Origin of the sequence: Rhizobium sp. N324 (assembly GCF_001664485.1) — a bacterium.
Classification (GTDB): Bacteria; Pseudomonadota; Alphaproteobacteria; order Rhizobiales; family Rhizobiaceae; genus Rhizobium.
Genome location: NZ_CP013630.1, coordinates 136,326 through 154,525, shown reverse-complemented (window position 1 = coordinate 154,525; position 18,200 = coordinate 136,326). Strand labels below are relative to the sequence as shown.

The 18,200-nt window shown below is 61.2% G+C and carries 14 protein-coding genes; 10 read left to right on the top strand and 4 right to left on the bottom strand.

Annotation, left to right across the window (positions count from 1 at the left end; genetic code table 11):
* Positions 1-53: 53 nt before the first annotated feature.
* On the top strand, positions 54-1,058 hold the full coding sequence (locus tag AMK05_RS00685; RefSeq protein ID WP_064835635.1) for a hypothetical protein: 1,005 nt from the start codon (positions 54-56) through the stop codon (positions 1,056-1,058).
* A 60-nt stretch (positions 1,059-1,118) separates the two neighbouring features.
* Here AMK05_RS00685 and AMK05_RS00680 read toward each other — a convergent pair whose 3' ends face one another.
* The 3 genes from AMK05_RS00680 to AMK05_RS00670 all read right to left on the bottom strand — a co-directional run bounded on the left by AMK05_RS00680 (position 1,119) and on the right by AMK05_RS00670 (position 4,881).
* Positions 1,119-2,930 (bottom strand): hypothetical protein, encoded by a 1,812-nt coding sequence (locus AMK05_RS00680; RefSeq protein WP_064835634.1) that lies wholly within the window; start codon positions 2,928-2,930, stop codon positions 1,119-1,121.
* Between the two features lie 66 nt (positions 2,931-2,996).
* On the bottom strand, positions 2,997-3,665 hold the full coding sequence (gene fixJ, locus AMK05_RS00675; protein WP_064835632.1) for a response regulator FixJ: 669 nt from the start codon (positions 3,663-3,665) through the stop codon (positions 2,997-2,999).
* On the bottom strand, positions 3,631-4,881 hold the full coding sequence (locus AMK05_RS00670) for a sensor histidine kinase (RefSeq protein ID WP_064835630.1): 1,251 nt from the start codon (positions 4,879-4,881) through the stop codon (positions 3,631-3,633). Before AMK05_RS00670 ends, fixJ begins: the two co-directional genes overlap by 35 nt.
* Before the next feature lie 448 nt (positions 4,882-5,329).
* Between AMK05_RS00670 and AMK05_RS00665 the strand changes: the two genes are divergently transcribed.
* The 4 genes from AMK05_RS00665 to arcC all read left to right on the top strand — a co-directional run bounded on the left by AMK05_RS00665 (position 5,330) and on the right by arcC (position 8,912).
* Positions 5,330-5,536, top strand: a complete 207-nt coding sequence (locus AMK05_RS00665; RefSeq protein WP_064835628.1) for a hypothetical protein — start codon at positions 5,330-5,332, stop codon at positions 5,534-5,536.
* 163 nt (positions 5,537-5,699) lie between these two features.
* Positions 5,700-6,929 carry an arginine deiminase gene (gene arcA, locus AMK05_RS00660; RefSeq protein ID WP_064835626.1) on the top strand — a complete coding sequence of 410 codons (1,230 nt, stop codon included), beginning with the start codon at positions 5,700-5,702 and terminating at the stop codon, positions 6,927-6,929.
* Positions 6,930-6,967: 38 nt separating this feature from the next.
* Positions 6,968-7,972, top strand: coding sequence for an ornithine carbamoyltransferase (locus AMK05_RS00655; protein WP_064835624.1), 1,005 nt, complete (start codon positions 6,968-6,970; stop codon positions 7,970-7,972).
* Between the two features lies 1 nt (position 7,973).
* Entirely contained in the window at positions 7,974-8,912 is a 939-nt protein-coding gene (gene arcC, locus AMK05_RS00650; protein ID WP_064835623.1) for a carbamate kinase, read from the top strand.
* Between the two features lie 12 nt (positions 8,913-8,924).
* Here arcC and AMK05_RS00645 read toward each other — a convergent pair whose 3' ends face one another.
* The gene (locus AMK05_RS00645) at positions 8,925-10,295 is read right to left on the bottom strand and encodes an amino acid permease (protein WP_064835621.1); all 1,371 of its coding nucleotides are present in this window, start codon (positions 10,293-10,295) and stop codon (positions 8,925-8,927) included.
* A 255-nt stretch (positions 10,296-10,550) separates the two neighbouring features.
* On the opposite strand from AMK05_RS00645, the gene AMK05_RS00640 reads away from it, so the two are divergent.
* The 5 genes from AMK05_RS00640 (at position 10,551) to potE (ending at position 18,185) form a co-directional block, all read left to right on the top strand.
* On the top strand, positions 10,551-10,910 hold the full coding sequence (locus tag AMK05_RS00640; protein ID WP_171899731.1) for a hypothetical protein: 360 nt from the start codon (positions 10,551-10,553) through the stop codon (positions 10,908-10,910).
* 191 nt (positions 10,911-11,101) lie between these two features.
* Positions 11,102-12,028 carry a cation diffusion facilitator family transporter gene (locus AMK05_RS00635; RefSeq protein ID WP_064841226.1) on the top strand — a complete coding sequence of 309 codons (927 nt, stop codon included), beginning with the start codon at positions 11,102-11,104 and terminating at the stop codon, positions 12,026-12,028.
* A 156-nt stretch (positions 12,029-12,184) separates the two neighbouring features.
* Entirely contained in the window at positions 12,185-14,446 is a 2,262-nt protein-coding gene (locus AMK05_RS00630; protein WP_064835619.1) for an Orn/Lys/Arg decarboxylase N-terminal domain-containing protein, read from the top strand.
* Positions 14,443-16,806, top strand: coding sequence for an ornithine decarboxylase (speC, locus tag AMK05_RS00625; protein WP_064835616.1), 2,364 nt, complete (start codon positions 14,443-14,445; stop codon positions 16,804-16,806). Before AMK05_RS00630 ends, speC begins: the two co-directional genes overlap by 4 nt.
* A 20-nt stretch (positions 16,807-16,826) precedes the next feature.
* Complete coding sequence (gene potE, locus AMK05_RS00620; protein WP_064835614.1) at positions 16,827-18,185, top strand: putrescine-ornithine antiporter; 1,359 nt, start codon at positions 16,827-16,829, stop codon at positions 18,183-18,185.
* Positions 18,186-18,200 lie beyond the last annotated feature (15 nt).

Genomic DNA, 18,200 nt, shown 5'->3' with positions numbered 1-18,200 from the left:
GTATAAAGCTGTCATCCCCTGAGGGCGATACGGCAGTATCGCGGGAGGTCTAGATGGTACCGGAAGAGGGAGGGGCCAGCCAGGCACGTCAAGAACCCGAAACCGTTCGCGCGCAGCTTGATCGTATCCTCGCAAGCCCGGAATTTCTTGCACCTGAACGCGGGCGTCGGTTCCTGCAATATATTGTCGAAGAGACGCTTGACGGGAACGGCGAACAACTCAAGGCCTCTACGATTGCGCAGGCGGTCTTCGGACGCGATGCCTCCTTCGATGCGCAGAACGATCCGGTTGTGCGTATCGAAGCGGGACGTATCCGTCGCGCCCTCGAGCGATATTATCTCGTATGCGGAAACAGCGATCCGGTCGAAATCACCATTCCCAAAGGGGGCTATGCTCCGCATTTTTCAAGTGTTGAAGACAGTTCGACCGTCGAGGCCGCTGCCTCGCCAAATCGCGAGAACGAGCAGCGCCGGCCCGGACATGATCTGCGTCCGGCTGGGCATGAGCGTGGCCAGCCTGGGCATGAGCGACCGTTGCGCTATCGCGATCTTCTCCTGCCGATCGGCATTCCGGCCCTTTTCGGCGCAGTGGCGGTGCTCGCCCTCATCCGTCCGCTCGAATCCTACCTCTCGCCGCCGGAAATGCCGCCGGCGCCCGCCGTCTCGACATCGACAAGCAAGACCAGAATCGTCGTCGAACCCTTCGTGGCCCTCGGCGGCACGGCGCAAGGAGCGGATTTGGCCAAAGGACTGGCCGATCAGCTGATCGCCAAGCTCATGAAAGTGGACAGACTTGTCGTGCTTGCTCCCGGCCGATTCGGCGTGGAGACGATCGGCTCGTTGTTCAATCTTCAGGGAAGCACCGTTGTCGAGGGCACGATCCTGCATCTGCATGTCCGCCTGATCAACAGTGCCGACGGCACCGTCGTCTGGGCAAATCAATATGATCGCGATTTGCGGGATCAGACCATCCTCGATGTCGAGGACGACATTGCCGCCCAAATCGCCACGGAAATTTCAACCAGCCGCAAACTAAACGGCGCAGGCCCTCTTCCATAATCCTTGCAATCGATCACCGGCCATCGCCGGCGGACCGTCCAACCGGGATCGTGCGTGCCGCTATCCTCCCGATGGCAGGTCGACGGCCACGCCCGCAGCCCGCAGGCCGTCGAAGAACTTTTCCTGATCTTCCGGGAGTTGCAGGCGCAGGGAAATTTCCTGGCGGATATTCGTCATCAATTCAGGCGCATGCGTCTGAAGCCAATCCCGCTCCAGCTTCGCCTCGTCCATCTTGCCTGCGGCTCCGAGAATGGAGAGCAAAGCAAGATGGCGCATCGGATTGCCGTCGAGACCGGATATTCGCGACCATTCTTCCGCCGCTTCGATATTGCCCCTCATCAACGCACACATTGCCATACCGGCTTCGTAATAGCCTCTGGGGCCGGCATTTTTGTCAAGCGCCATCGATATCAACTCGCAACCCGATTGCCATTTTCCGGACATCGCCAATCGCAGGCCATACTCGCCGGCGACTTCCACATCGTTTGGATTTGCGGCATAGGCTGCGGTCCCGGCCGCAATGGCCTTGTCGATATCGCCCTGGAAAAAGTTCACCAGCATGACGGCGCGGAGCACGCGGGGATTGTCCGGCGCCAGCGATGCCGCCCGCTGGGCGGCAGCGGCTGCCAATGAAAGCGCCTCGGCTGAAGAGGGGGTGCCGAGCGTGTAGCGAAATCTCACCTCATCAAGATAGACCAAGGACAAGAGCGCCCAGGATGTCGCGTTATCCGGACGCTGGCGGATTGCCTGTTGCAGGCACTCGCGCACGGCGCCGTGGTTTTTCGCGGTCATCGTCTCGATATAGCTGCTATAGATCGGAGCGCAGGCATAGCCATCCTGGTCTGCCTTCCGCGCTGACTGCGCGATCATGGCCGTTTCCGCTTGAAAGATGGCGCCATGCGGGCGCGCTATCGCGCCGGCAATTTGCCGGGCGACATTTGTTTGAATCTCGAGCTTGTTCTGAGCGCGAAGATCGGCGTCGAAATTATTGGCCCAGATGACGGCCCCGTCCGTCTGGCGCACCAACCTGACAACGGAACGCAACCTGCTTCCGTCCGCCTGAATATTGCCCTGAAGCGCGTAACCGGCAGCCGCGGCATGATCACCTGCCGACGGATCGGCGACCACGACCAGATCATCGATCTGGGCAAGCTGGCCGATAATATCGTCCCTCAGGCCGCGGGCGATATCCGAACTGGAATCGGGAAAGCCGCTCTCGGCAAAAACCTCGACGGCGACCGTCGGCGGCAGGGCCTCTGACGGCGGCGGCCTGATCGGGGTGCCGCGCGCAACAAAAAGTGCAGAAGCAAAGGCGAGGAGAGGAAGAACAAGCACGGCCAGGAGGCCGGTCCGGCGGCCACGACCGTTCGCCAGCGCCACGCCGTGCGTCTCGCGCGGCGAATGTGTCTGATCCGGGGGCGCTACGCCCTGCGCATTTTCCCGGTCCTTCTCAGGCTGTGGCGGCGCCGACGCGTCCCTGAGATATTCGAAATGCGGGACGTAGCCGCCTTTCGGCACCGTGATAATCACCTCGTCCGCCTGACCCGCGACGAGATAATAACGCTCCAGCGCCTTCCGGATCCGGCCGGCCTCGATCCGGACGACCGGATCATTCTGCGGGTCGAACGATGCTTCCCGACCGAAAACCACATTTGCAATGGTAAACGCCTTCAGGAATCCCGATCGACCGGCGAGCGTCTCGCTGACGACAAATTGCAAAAAATTTCGCCCGCGCTGCGGCGCGTGAAATTCCTCACTTGCAAGAATTCGCTCGACTTGCCAGCAGATTTCCTCAGCGGTCGGTCCAAGACTGCTGACTATATTGATCTGTGTTGCGTTTCTCACGATCGCCCCTACGACAAGATCACGCAATTATGTAAGCATCTTCTAAAGCATCATATCTCACGAGCCTGAAGTTGCAAGCATGGCCTCTTCGAATTATCGGGCGCAGGCTGGCCAGGGGTCGATGGATGAGATCCGCCCGGCTTCGCTCGATTGCACAACCGCATCGATAGTGACGGCCATACGCATGAGTTCGGCAAGGTTGCGAGCCCCCATCTTGGCCATCACGTTGGCGCGATGGACCTCCACCGTGCGCGAGCTGATGCCCAGATAATAGGCGATCATCTTGTTCTGCAGGCCATCGAGTACTCCGGTCAGAACCTGATGTTCGCGATCGGTGAGCTGGCGAAGCCGTGCCGCGACGCTTTCGGAATCGGCAATCGAACGGCCGGGCCGCCTTTGCCCGATTGCCAGATTGATCGCTGCGATCAGGGTCTCTTCCCTGAGCGGTTTTTCCAGGAAATCCGATGCCCCCGCCTTCATCGCCTGAACGGCTGCAGCGACATCGCCCTGGCCGGTAATGACGATCGCCGGAACGTCCACGCTGGACCGTCGCAGGCGGTGTAGCAATTCGATGCCGTCGACATCAGGCATGCGCAGATCCGTCACAAGGCAGCTTCTGCCCGAAAGGGGCAGCAGATCCAGAAATGCTTTTGCGCAGCTATGGGCCCGCACGGCAAAGCCTGCCGACACCAGCAGGAACGTCAATGAACGTCTCAAGGCCTCCTCGTCATCGACGAGATGAATCGTCAGGTCGTTCGCCATTGGCTTCAATCTCCACCAGCGGAAGCGAGAACGAAAAGACTGAACCGCCCTCTGCTTTCCTACGCGCGCCTATGCGGCCTCCATGCGCCTCGACAATGCGCTTGGACAAGGCCAAGCCGATGCCGAGGCCATGAGGCTTGCCGGTCACGAAGGGGTGAAACAACGAATCCTCGATCTCGGCGGCAATCCCGCAGCCATTGTCGGACACGTCGACAACCAGTTGCGAAGAATTGTTGACTATTGTCCGGATCGCAATCGAGGGCTGCTCGACACACTCTGTCGCCTCCAGGGCGTTGCGAACGAGGTTGGTCAGTACCTGCACGATCTGAACGCGGTTTGCGAGAACGATGTCCTGCACTGCTTCGAGCTGAAAGTCCGTGTGCAGGTCCTTTCGCCGCGACCCGATGAGGGCGAGCATTGCCGCCCTGTGGATCAGCTCGTGCATCGCCTCCGGTTTCTTCTCGGGAGCACCGCGCTCTGCGAATTCTCTGACGTTCTGGACGATGCTTCCCGCCCAGAGCGCGTGCTGGGTAATTTGCAGCAGCGCTTGGCGAAGCTCTTCGCCGCGCCGGAGGCGATTGCCCGTGACAAGACGCCCGCACCCTTCGGAATAGGCGGCGATCGACGACAGCGGCTGGGAAAGTTCGTGGGCAAGGGTGGATGCCATTTCGCCCAGTTCCGTCACTCTTGCAAGGCGGGCCATCTCCTGCTGCAGTTCCTGAACTTGCCGCAATGTCTCGCGCTCGGTTCGAAAGTCCTCGAAAACCGCCGCGGTGAAGACACCGTTTTCGTCATGCTTCCTGATAATGGTCAGGGCGGTCGGAAATTGCGCCCCGCGCTTGGTCACCGCCAGGCCGGCCCGCACCGCCCCCTGGCCCGCCCAGCGTCCGTTCAATCGGACATTCGGTGTCGGGCGCCAGACGAAACCGATCTTTCGGCCAATCAATTCGCGCTCCTCATAGCCGAACAAGGCGACCGCGGCCTTGTTGCAGGCTGAAATTCTATGGCGGTCGCTGATAAAAAACACCGCGTCCGGCATGTGTTCGTGGAGTTGCCGAATCCAGTCCATCCGTGGTCCGCCGTTTCCTTCGCGAAAGGCGCGCGCAGGCTCGCGATGCGGCATCTGCGACGTCACCGGGGAGACGTGTCCTGCCACCGCTGCCACGCTCGGACCGGCTTCGGCGACGGCATGCAGCGCCTCCATCTTGATAGTCATGATGGTCTCCTCCGCCCCTTGAGACGTATTTGGCCCCATGGACCGTCATTTTCCTCCGGCAATGACCTGAAGATACCATCCCCGGACGGCTAATCCGTGTAGTATCGCGTAGCCTCTATTGTTGTTTCGTGGCACGCTTCGGCGCCTCTTCCCCCCGGCGTCGGGCACATCGCCATTGATCCGGCTCAATGCCCCCGACGCGTTGTTCCACTATTGTGAGAAGCAAGACGAGGGGCTCCTCTCGAGAACGTTGAAAGATCAAGAATTTGTCCTCGCCATCGCAATCGCGACACCTGCGGCCATGGTGACGCTCGTGAGACGTCCGGGAGGGTCGCCAGCATACCAGTGCGCATGAAATCGGTTCAATGCGCGATCCCCAAACATGCCGGCGAGTTGCCGGAAGCTCGTGTCCGGCTGACGCTGGTGAATCCTCCGGGAGGGTTCGGAAATGTGGCGGTTGCCCGTCGAAGCTCCGTTCGAACAGGATATAGAACTCGCCGTCATCGACGATGAAGGCGTCCATGCCCTGGTTTTCCCCTGCCGGCGGCTCTCCAACGGCTGGGTCAATGCCAAGAGCGGCGAAACGCTCGACATTCACCCTACTCATTGGCGCCCATGGCAAATCCGTCGCCGCAACGTTTCCGGTCTTCAATGAACGCGACGGCAGCACCGCTGAGGACCGGCCCCGGTGGAAGGATCGCAATATACCGCAGCGCGGATTGTCTGCGATCAATGACACGACCGAACGGGCCGAAATAATCTGGTCTTCGAAGAATGGGCGGTGCGGCCGTCATCCGAAAGGCTGGAAGGAGGACCACATGCGTGGTTTCGGGGTTCACTCGGAGATCGGGAAATTAAGAACCGTCATGGTCTGCAGGCCGTCTCTGGCGCATCAGCGCCTGACGCCCGCGAATTGCCATGATCTGCTTTTTGACGATGTCCTATGGGTCCACGAGGCCCAGAAGGACCATTTCGATTTTGTGCTGAAGATGCAGGAACGGGGTGTCGAAGTTCTCGAACTCCACGATCTGCTCGGTCAGACGCTTGCCAACAAGCAGGCGCGTGATTTCCTGTTGGACCGGCGCATTACCCCGAATGTGCTCGGCTCGCAGATCGCCGAGGCGATGCGGCCATGGCTTGATGAAATGCCGCCTGCGCAGCTCGCCGCCTTCATGATCGGCGGCATCGCAATCTCCGACCTGCCTGAGGTCAAGGCGAAGTCGCTGATGCTCAGCGCCCTGCCCGAGACGGATTTCGTCATCCCGCCGATTCCGAACACCTTGTTTCAGCGTGATCCCTCCTGCTGGATCTACGGCGGCGTGACCTGCAACCCGATGTTCTGGCCGGCAAGGCGCGCCGAGACGCTGATCCAGCGCGTCATCTACAAGTTTCATCCGATCTTCCTCGACGGCGATTTCCAGATCTGGTGGGGCGATTCGGACCAGCCGTTCGCCAATGCCTCGATGGAGGGCGGCGACGTCATGCCGATCGGCAACGGCAACGTGCTGATCGGCATGGGCGAGCGCACGACCTACCAGGCCGTCGGCCAGGTGGCGCAGGCCCTGTTCAGGAGCAAGGCGGCAAAGAGGGTGATCGGCTGCCTGATGCCGAAGAGCCGGGCGGCCATGCACCTTGACACCGTTTTCAGCTTTTGCGATCGCGATGTCGTGACCCTATTTGCCGAGGTCGTCGACCAGGTCCGCTGCTACAGCATGTACCCTAGCGATGACGACGGCACATTCGAGATCCGGCCTGAAAATCGGCCGATGCTCGATGTCGTCGCCGAGGCGCTCGACCTGCCGCGATTGCGCACTGTCGAGACCGGCGGCAATTCCTACCAGGCCGAGCGCGAACAATGGGACGACGGCAACAATGTCGTTGCGCTCGAGCCCGGCGTCGTCGTCGCCTACGACCGCAACACCTACACGAATACGCTTCTGCGCAAGGCGGGGATCGAGGTCGTCACCATTCGCGGCTCGGAACTCGGCCGCGGCCGTGGCGGCGGGCATTGCATGACATGCCCCATCTGGCGCGACCCGGCTTACTGACGTTTCACACCCACGAACCAGACCGACGGAGCAAGACCATGAGCTTCAATCTGCGCAATCGCTCGCTACTGACCGTGCAGGATTATACCCCGCGGGAATTCCGCTACCTCCTCGATCTCGCCCGCGACCTGAAGCGGGCCAAATATGCCCGCACCGAGCAGGAGCACCTGAAAGGCAAGGAGATCTGCCTGATCTTCGAGAAGACCTCGACGCGGACGCGATGCGCCTTCGAAGTCGCCTGCTCGGACCAGGGCGCCAACGTGACCTATCTCGATCCCTCCGGCTCGCAGATCGGCCACAAGGAATCCTTCAAGGACACGGCACGGGTGCTGGGGCGCATGTATGATGCCATCGAATATCGCGGCTCCGCGCAGAAAGGCGTCGAGACGCTGGCAAAATACGCCGGTGTTCCCGTCTATAACGGACTGACGGACGAATATCATCCGACGCAGATGATCGCCGACGTCATGACGATGCGCGAACATAGCGACAAGCCGATCGCCCAGATCAAATATGCCTATGTCGGCGACACCCGCTCGAATATGGGACATTCGCTGCTGATCGTCGGCTGCCTGCTCGGCATGGATGTGCGCATCTGCGGCCCGAGATCGCTGTGGCCTTCGGAAGACTATATGAAGATCGCCAAGGATTTGCAGCAGGCCTCGGGCGCGCGCCTGCTGGTCACCGAAGATCCCAGGGAGGCGGTCAAGGACGTCGATTTCATTCACACCGACGTCTGGGTCTCGATGGGCGAGCCGAAGGAGGTCTGGCGCGAGCGCATCAAGCTGCTCACGCCCTATCAGGTCAACCAGGAGCTGATGAAGGCGACCGGCAACCCGCAGGCCAAATTCATGCATTGCCTGCCGGCTTTTCACGACACCGAAACGACGCTGGGCAAGCAGATCGCCGAAGATTACGGCATGGACAACGGCCTTGAAGTGACCAACGAGGTCTTCGAGTCCGAGGCCAATGTCGCCTTCGAACAGGCGGAAAACCGCCTGCATACGATCAAGGCCCTGCTCGTCGCGACCCTGGGAGATTGACATGCGTGTGGTCATTGCGCTTGGCGGCAATGCGCTTCTCCGGCGCGGAGAAGCGATGACGGCCGATACCCAGAGACGGAATGCGCGCGTCGCAGCTCAGGCGATCGCGCCCTTGGCAGCCGAACATGAGATCGTCGTCACGCACGGAAACGGGCCGCAAGTCGGCCTGCTTGCGCTGCAAGGGGCGGCCTACAAGCCCGAGGAAGCCTATCCGCTCGACGTTCTCGGCGCCGAGACCGAGGGCATGATCGGCTACATGCTGGAACAGGAGCTCGGCAATCTCCTGCCGTTCGAGCAGCCTTTGGCCACGCTTCTGACCATGGTCGAAGTCGATGCCGCCGATCCGGGCTTCCAGAACCCCACAAAATTCGTCGGCCCGGTCTATGAGCAGGCCGAGGCGGAGCGGATCCGCACGGAAAAAGGCTGGGTCTTCAAGCAGGACGGCGAAAAATGGCGGCGCGTCGTCGCCTCGCCGGCGCCCAAACGCATCTTCGAGATCCGTCCGGTCCGCTGGCTCCTGGAACAGCGCACCATCGTCATCTGCGCCGGCGGCGGCGGCATTCCGACGATGTATGAAAAGGGCAGCGACCGGAAGCTGATCGGTGTCGAAGCCGTGATCGACAAGGACCTCTGCTCGGAGCTTCTGGCGCGCGAGCTTTACGCCGATCTGCTGATCATGGCGACGGACGCCGAGGCCGTCTGCACCGACTGGGGCAAGCCGTCCCAGAAGGCAATCCATCAGGCCCGTCCCGATGATTTCAAGCAGTTTTCCTTTCCGGCCGGGTCGATGGGCCCCAAGGTCGACGCCGCCTGCCATTTTGCGCGCGCCGGCGGCAAGACCGCGGCCATCGGATCGCTTGCCGACATTGCCGCAATGGTGCGCGGCGAACGCGGAACGATCATCAGTGAGAATTTTTCCGGTCTGCGCTGGCACGCCTGAGCGCCTCGCCCTTCAAGCAAACTTATCCTGAGAGGGCAGCGGGCGCGCTACGGCGGCCGCTGCTGCCGTCTCCTTGTCCGTCGCGCCGGCCGCATTTCGTCTTTGCCAGACATAGACGGGGATGCCGAGCATCAATAGCACGAGGCCATAGAGCACCGGTTCGGCGCCGGAACCATAAAGGGTGAAGATTGAAAAGACGAAGGCGATGAGCTCGATTCCGCTCACCCGTGGCATTCGCTCATGGGTGACACCCGCAACGAGGCTTCGGGCGAGCGAGCAGAAGGCATACGGGACGACGGCGGCCATGGTGCTCAGCCCGACCATCAGCCGATAGACGGCCGCAAAACCTTCGGAGCCGATCGCCTGCACAAGCACCAAAAGCGTTGCGAACGAGGCCGAGATGATCATGCCCCATGCCGGCACGCCGCGCGGGGAGAGCCGCGCAAAAAGCGGCGGAAACAGCCCGTCCCGGGCCGCCGCCATCGGAACCTGCCCCATCAGCAGGGTCCAGCCGTTGAGAGCGCCGATCGAGGAAAGCAGCACGGCAAGCGAGATCGCCAGCTCGCCGGGCCGTCCCCACATGATCCCCGCAGCCTGAGAGAATGGCGCAACCGAGTGAACGAGTTGATCGCGCGGCAGGAGGCCCATCACGACGATGGTGCCGAGGACGTAAAGGGCGGCGGCGATCGAGATCCCCAGCACGGTCGAGCGGGGGATGGTCCGCTCGGCGTTTTCGACATCGCCTGCGGGCACGGTCGCCGATTCCAGCCCCAGATAGGCGAACATCGTCAACGGCGCCAGCGTTGCGACCGACTGCAGCAGCGATTGTCCGCTCGGATTGAATTCGGAGAAATGCGAGGTATCGATGAAGAGAAGACCGATAATGGCGACGGCGCCGAAGGGAAGCAGCTTGGCATAGGTGGTGACCTGAGCGAAGACACCCGCCGCATGCACGCCGCGCAGATTGACCAGCACGATCGCCCAGATCACGCCGAGCGTCAGCACGGTCGCGGCGAAGCGGTTGCCGAGGGCGGGGAAGAGATCGACCATCACCCCGGCAAAGGCAATGGCGATGACCGGCAGCGATGTCCAGATTGAAATCCAGTAACCCCAGGCGATCAGGAAACCGGCAAAATCACCGTAGGCGAGCCGCGTATAGGCATAGGGGCCGCCAACGGCGGGAACGAGGCGCGCCAGGCGCGCGAAGGTGAGGCCAAGGCAGATCGCACCGGCGCCCATGACGATCCAGGTGATAATCGCCAGATTGCCATAGGGCGCGACCGCGGCCGGCGAAAGATAAAAGCCCGAGCCCACCATGTTTCCGACCACGATGGCGGTGCAGGCGGCAAGTCCCAGACTCTTGCCATTTGGCGACGTTGTCATGGTGCCCTCCCCAGAGACGGCATTCCGATGCCGATATCGCCTCGGACATCTGCTGCCGGGCGCAATCTTCCTCCCAAAGAATAGACGCCGCAATCCGGTTCAATGCGTAGTCGGTGCCCGTCTCCAGCATCAGGCAATCCTATTGTATTCGGCGGTCTGCTTGTTTGAACGCCATTGATCCTACGCAATGCCTGGCTCCGGTGCATGCGCTATCCTCAGCAACCGAACATCATTTGGTTCTCGGGAGTTAAAGCGATGAAGATGGCCGTGATCCTTGGGCTTGCCGTATTGACTGCCGCCGCCGGAATTGTGCCGGTCGAGGCCCAGCAAAGCAGACGCGAATATCGCAGGATGAACTGGAGCGAGAATCTGCCTGAGGCGGTGCGAACCTATCACGACAGACGGTTCACGATCGTCAGTTACAGGATGGCCGATTTTTCCGAGACCGGCTCACACCCTGCACAGGGAAGCGAAGAGCACGTCAAAGCCATCCGGGATGCAATTCGCGCCAACAAATGGCTTACGACTCAACTCAAGACCAAGAAGCTCACCGCCAACGACATCGAATGGGTATCGCGGGCACGCAACGGCAATATGACCTTCTATACAAAATGACTGCTATCCGCACCGGTAGATTTCAGGCTGAGGCAGGCCGCGGGGCCTCCTCGCCTGATAGGACCGGCGTCCGCCTGCCGTGGGCGACTACGGCTGGCAAGAGTTAAAAATCAGACGACCCGTTCCCACCTCGTCTCGCCTTCACAATCAGCATAAAACGATTGGAATGACGGTACCGGAGGTGGGGGATGATGATTGGCGAGCAGGGATTTCTCAGGATCTCGATCGCGGCGACGGTGGTGGTCGCTACGCTCGGCGTCGTATTCGGCATTCTTTCCGGATCGTTCTCCATCGCTTTCGACGGCGTTTATTCGCTGGCGGATGCAGCGATGACGGGGTTGGCGCTCTGGGTTTCCGGCCTGATCATAAAATCGACGCAGAACGACGCCCGGTCGGGCAGGATCCGAAACCGTTTTACCATGGGTTTCTGGCATCTGGAGCCCATCGTGCTGATGCTCAATGGCTGCCTGCTGATGACGGTCGCCTTCTATGCGCTGATCAGCGCGATCATCAGCATCCTCAGCGGGGGCCATGAATTGCAGTTCGGCATGGCGGTGGCTTATTCCGCCGCGACCCTGCTTGTCTGTGCCGCCATGGCTTTCCTCGGCATCAGGCTGAACGCCCGCATCAAATCCGATTTCATCTCGCTCGACATCAAGGCCTGGATCATGTCCGGCGGCATCGCGCTTGCCCTGCTCATTGCCTTCCTCATCGGCATGGCCGTAGAGGCGACGCCGGCCGCCTGGATTGCCGGCTATATGGACCCGGCGGTTCTGGCGTTGGTCTGCCTGGTTATGATCCCGCTTCCGATCGGCACCGTCTGGAAGGCGCTGAGCGAAATCCTGCTGATCGCTCCCGTCGATCTTCAGGAGCATGTCGACCGCGTTGCTTCCGAAACGGTTCGCCGTCTCGGCTTTCTCTCGCACCGCGCCTATGTTGCCCGGGTCGGCCGCGCCATGCAGATCGAGCTCTATTTCATCGTGCCCGAAGGGCTTCCTCCGAAGACCGTGGAGGCATGGGACGCGCTCAGAGACGAGATAGGCGATGCGATCGGAGATGAGAGCGCCAATCGCTGGCTGACGATTGCCTTCACCGCCGATTTGGAATGGGCGGAATAAGCCGGCGTCGGCATTCCCGCTGACACCGAAATGCTTGGCCTCACGTTGATTGCAATCAACGACGGTGCGCCACCCGTCCTGTACGATCCCTCCAGCTGAGACGCGCGTCGCTGCAAGGCGGCCACGGCCTTTGACCCTCGGTTTCTGGAGGAACGCATGGAATTCCAGATGGCATTTCCGATAGCCGTTATCGACGAGGATTTTGACGGCAGGAGTGCTGCCGGACGCGGCATGCGCGATCTGGCGGCTGCAATCGAGAAGGAAGGCTTCCGGATCGTCTCCGGCGTTTCCTACGAGGATGCGCGGCGCCTCGTGCATATCTTCAACACCGAATCCTGCTGGCTGGTCTCCGTCGACGGAAGCGAGGACAGAACCACGCGCTGGCAGGTCCTGGGAGAGGTCCTGGCCGCAAAGCGGCAGAGGAACGACCGCCTGCCGATTTTCCTCTTCGGCGACGATACGACCGCCGAGGACGTTCCCGCCACGGTGCTGCGCCACGCCAACGCCTTCTTCCGGCTGTTCGAGGATACGGCAGAATTCATGGCCCGCGCCATCGCGCAGGCCGCCCGCAACTATCTTGACCGGCTGCCGCCGCCGATGTTCAAGGCGCTGATGGACTACACGCTTGAGGGCGCCTATTCCTGGCACACGCCCGGCCACGGCGGCGGTACCGCCTTCCGCAAGAGCCCGGTCGGCCAGCTCTTCTATACGTTCTTCGGCGAAAACACGCTGCGGTCCGACATCTCCGTATCGGTCGGCAGCGTCGGCTCGCTGCTGGATCATGTCGGGCCGATCGCCGAGGGCGAACGCAACGCGGCCCGCATCTTCGGCACCGACGAGACGCTGTTCGTCGTCGGCGGCACGTCGACGGCCAACAAGATCGTCTGGCACGGCATGGTCGGACGCGGCGATCTCGTGCTCTGCGATCGCAACTGCCACAAGTCCATCCTGCACTCGCTGATCATGACGGGCGCCACCCCGATCTATCTCATCCCTTCGCGCAACGGGCTCGGCATTATCGGTCCGATCTCGAAGGATCAGTTCACGCCTGAATCGATCGCCCGCAAGATTGCCGCCAGCCCCTTTGCCGGACAGACGAGCGGCAAGGTCCGGCTGATGGTCATCACCAATTCGACCTATGACGGGCTTTGCTACAATGTCGATGCGATCAAGGCGTCGCTCGGCGACGCCGTCGAGGTGCTGCATTTCGACGAAGCCTGGTATGCCTACGCCAACTTCCACGAATTTTATGATGGTTTCCACGGCATCTCGTCGAACCAGCCCGCACGATCGCAAAACGCCATTACCTTTGCCACGCACTCGACGCACAAGCTGCTTGCCGCCCTTTCGCAGGCGTCGATGATCCACATCCAGCATGCCGAGACCAGGCGGCTCGACATCACACGCTTTAACGAAGCCTTCATGATGCACACCTCGACCTCGCCGCAATACGGCATCATCGCCTCCTGCGATGTCGCGGCTGCCATGATGGAGCAGCCGGCCGGGCGGGCGCTGGTGCAGGAGACGATCGACGAGGCGATCAGCTTCCGCCGGGCGATGAACAACGTGAGAAAACAGACCGAGGGCAGTTGGTGGTTCGACGTCTGGGAGCCGACGGTTGCCGAGCAGACGCCGAGCGACACCCATGCCGACTGGGTGCTGAAGCCTGGCGATGCCTGGCATGGTTTTGCCGGGCTTGCCGAAAATCATGTCATGGTCGACCCGATCAAGGTCACCATCCTTTCACCCGGCCTTTCGGCCAGCGGAGCGATGGACGAGCACGGGATACCGGCGGCGGTCATCACCAAGTTCCTCTCCTCCCGGCGCATCGAGATCGAAAAGACCGGGCTCTATTCCTTCCTTGTGCTCTTCTCGATGGGCATTACCCGCGGCAAGTGGAGCACGCTCGTCACCGAGCTCATCAATTTCAAGGATCTTTACGACGCCAATGCACCACTGACACGGGCGCTGCCGGCCCTCGCCGCAGCCCATCCGGAAGCCTATGCGGGCGTGGGATTGAGAGATCTCTGCGAGAAGATCCATGCGATCTACCGCAAGGACGACGTGCCGAAGGCGCAGCGCGAGATGTACACGGTGCTGCCTGAGATGGCGCTGCGTCCCGCCGATGCCTATGACCGGCTGGTCAAGGGCAAGATCGAGAGCATCGAGATCGACGATCTGATGAACCGCATCCTCGCCGTGATGATCGTTCCCTATCCGCCGGGCATTCCGCTGATCATGCCGGGCGAGCGGATCACGCAATCGACGAAGTCCATCCAGGCCTACCTGCTCTATGCTCGTGACTTCGACCGCAAATTCCCCGGTTTCGAAACGGATATTCACGGCCTTCGCTTCGCGCCCGGTGATGGCGGACGCCGCTACCTCGTCGATTGCATTGCAGGGGAGGAGCAGGAATGATCCCGCGTGATGTGAAGTCTCCGACGGTCGCCATACCCTTCCACAAGATGCTGAAGATCGTGGCAATCATCGACCGCGACAACTCTCAGGCTCAGGCACTGGTGTCACAGATCGTCGACCAGGGCTTCGAGGTGGAACTGCGTGGCGACTATTCCGCCGATGTCTCAGAGGATGCCGATGTCGGCGCCTATATCGGCTCGGTCGAAGGCGGCCATCTGTCGGCGGCTCGCAGCTTCCTTCGCTCGGTCAGGGATATCGGCTTCCGTACACCGATCTGGGCAATGGCCGATACGCTGACCATCAAGGATATGGACGTCGTCGAAATGGCCGGCGAGGTCGACGGCTTCGTTTACCTCGGCCAGCAGACGCCGACCTTCTATGCCAAGCAGATCGTCTCCAGCGCGGTCAATTACGGCAAGTCACTGCTGCCGCCGTTCTTCGGCGGCATGATGGCCTATGACGGCGAGGCGAATATCGCCTTCGACTGCCCCGGCCATCAGGGCGGCCAGTTCTATCGGAAGTCGCCGGCCGGCCAGCTGTTCTTCAAATATTTCCGCGAGAGCATTTTCCGCAACGACCTCTGCAACGCGGATGTCGATCTCGGCGACCTCCTGATCCACGAAGGTCCAGCCGTCGAAGCCCAGAAACAGGCGGCGCGCATCTTCGGCGCGGACCGCACCTATTTCATTCTCAACGGAACAAGCACCTCCAACAAGGTGGTTGCCAATGCGGTGCTGCACAGCGGCGATCTCGTGCTCTTCGACCGCAACAACCATAAATCCCTGCATCAGGGCGCTCTCGTTCAGGCGGGCGCCATCCCGATCTATCTGCCGACGGCCCGCAATTCTTTCGGCATGATCGGCGCGGTGGACTGGGCGGCGTGGGATGAAAGCTGGCTGCGGCGAAGGATCGAGGAACATCCGCTCGTCACCGACAAGAGCCGTGCGAAGGCAGACCGGCCCTTCCGTCTCGCCTGCATCCAGCTCGCGACCTATGACGGCACGATCTATAATGTCAGCCAGGTCATGGAGAAGATCGGCCATCTCTGCGACTACGTCCTCTGGGACGAGGCCTGGATCGGCTACAATGCCTTCCACCCGCTCTTCGAAGGCCGCAGCCCGATGCGTCTCAAGGACCTGCGGGCCGACATGCCGGGCCTGTTTTCAACCCAGTCGGTGCACAAGCAGGGCGCCGGCTTTTCCCAGGCGTCGCAGATCCACAAGCGAGACGACCATATCAGCGGCCAGCGTCGGTTCGTCGAACACAAGCGCTTCAATGAATCGCTGCTGATGCATGTTTCGACCTCTCCGTTCTATCCGCTATTCGCCTCGCTCGATGTCAATGCCAAGGTGCATGAGGGCAAGGCTGGCGAGATGCTCTGGGACCGCTGCATCGAGCTCGGGATCGAGGTGCGCAAGAAGTTGCGCGGTTTCGTGGATCATTACGAGACCAAAGCCACAAGCCCGGAAGAACAATGGTTCTTCGATCCCTTCGTGCCGGACAAGGTCACCGTTTCGGGCTCCAAACATACCAACGACCTCGAAGGCATGCGGTGGGAGGATATTCCGACGGATGTGCTCAAACGCGAGCAGCAATGCTGGCAGTTCGATCCACAGGCAAAGTGGCACGGCTATGCCGGGTATGCACCAGGTTACACCATGGTCGACCCCAACAAACTGGCCATACTGACACCCGGCATCGACCGCAAGACCGGCGGCTATCGCGAATTCGGCATCCCGGCGACTGTCGTCGCCAACTATCTGCGCGAGCAGCGGGTGGTGGCGGAAAAATGCGACCTGAACAGCCTGCTCTTCCTGCTGACGCCGGCCGAGGACGAGAGTAAACTGAACACGCTCATCGCCAAGCTCGTCAAGTTCAAGAACCTCTGGGACCGCGATGCGCCGCTGCAGGAAGTGTTGCCGACGGTGTATGCGGCCAATCGCGAGCGCTATGCCGGTTATACGGTCCGGCAGGTCTGCCATGAGATGCACGCCTTCTATCGCGATGCCGGCGTGAAGGAACTGCAGCGCCTCTGCTTCCGCTCCGAGAGCTTCCCGGAACCGGCCATTGCTCCCAAGCAGGCCTATGAAGCGCTGGTCGCCAACAATGTCGACTATATGCCGCTGACGCAGGCCGCCGGCCGCATTTCGGCAACGCTGGCGCTGATCTATCCGCCGGGCATCGGCGTGATCGTTCCCGGCGAGCGCTGGGACGAGAGGGCACGCCCGATGCGGGATTATTTCCTGGCCTTCGAAGAGTCGTTCAACCGGTTTCCGGGCTTCAACTACGAGGTCCAGGGTGTGTTCCAGGAAAGGATCGAGGGGCGGATCAAATTCCACACATATGTCGTGCGCGAGTAGACGCAGGGAGGGTTTTCGTCATGACCGACAACACAATGCATCTCGCGGCCGAGGCCACGACCAAGAAAAAGATGAACCTGGTGCAGCTCACCTTCATCGTCGCCGTCAACATGATGGGGTCGGGCATCATCATGCTGCCCGCCAACATGGCCCAGGTGGGTGCGATCTCGCTGCTTTCCTGGCTCGTGACCGCCATCGGGTCGATGGCGATCGCCTATGGCTTCGCCCAGGCCGGGCTGTTCAATCAGCGTCCCGGCGGCATGTCCGCCTATGCGGAGGATGCCTACGGCAAAGACGGCTACTTCATGGTGTTCTTCCTGTATTTCCTTTCGCTTGCCGTCGGCAATGTCGCGATCGGCATCTCCGCCGTCGGCTATCTTGCCGGATTTTTTCCGGTGCTGACATCAACCCCGATCATGACCTGCGTGGCGCTGATCATCCTGCTGTGGCTGACCACGGCCGCCAATTTCGGCGGCCCGCGCATTACCGGGCGCATCGGTTCGATTACCGTGTGGGGCGTCATCCTTCCGGTCGGGCTGCTGTCGCTCATCGGCTGGCTCTGGTTCAGCTCAAGCACCTTCGGCGCTGCCTGGAATCCGACAGGGCTGACGCTGGCCCAAGGCATGGGGTCGAGCATTTCGCTGACGCTCTGGGCCTTCCTCGGCATGGAGTCGGCCGCACAGAATTCGGATGCCGTCGAAAATCCGAAACGTGACGTGCCCCTCGCCTGCATGTTCGGCACGCTCGGCGCGGCCGTCATCTACATCCTGTCGACCACTGTCATTCAGGGCATCGTGCCCAATGCCGATCTCGCCACCTCCACGGGGCCGTTCGCCTTGGCCTATGCGACGATGTTCAATCCGACCATCGGTTCGATCGTCATGGCGCTGGCGGTGCTTGCCTGCCTCGGCTCGCTGCTGGGCTGGCAGTTCACGATCGCCCAGACGGCGAAGACTGCAGCCGAGGAGAAGATGTTTCCGTCGATATTTTCCCGGGTCAACGAGATGGGAGCACCGGTCAGCGGCATGATCATCCTCGGCATCGTGCAGACCGGGCTTGCGCTGATGACCATTTCGCCGACCTTGAGCGAGCAGTTTTCCGCTCTCGTCAATCTCGCCGTGGTGACAAACGTGCTGCCCTATATCATCGCGCTCTCTTCGCTGTTCGTGATGATGAAGGCTGCCCGCGTGCCGCAGGCGAAATACCGGCTGAACGCCGTCATCGCCATGGTCGGCATGGCCTACAGCGTTTTCGCCATCTACGCCTCCGGCAAGGATGCGGTGCTCGGCGGCATGATCGTCACAGGGATCGGTTTCATCATTTACGGGCTCATCGCCCCGCGTTTCGCCAACGGCGTGAACCGGGCGCCGGCCGAGTAACACAGGGAGGACCAG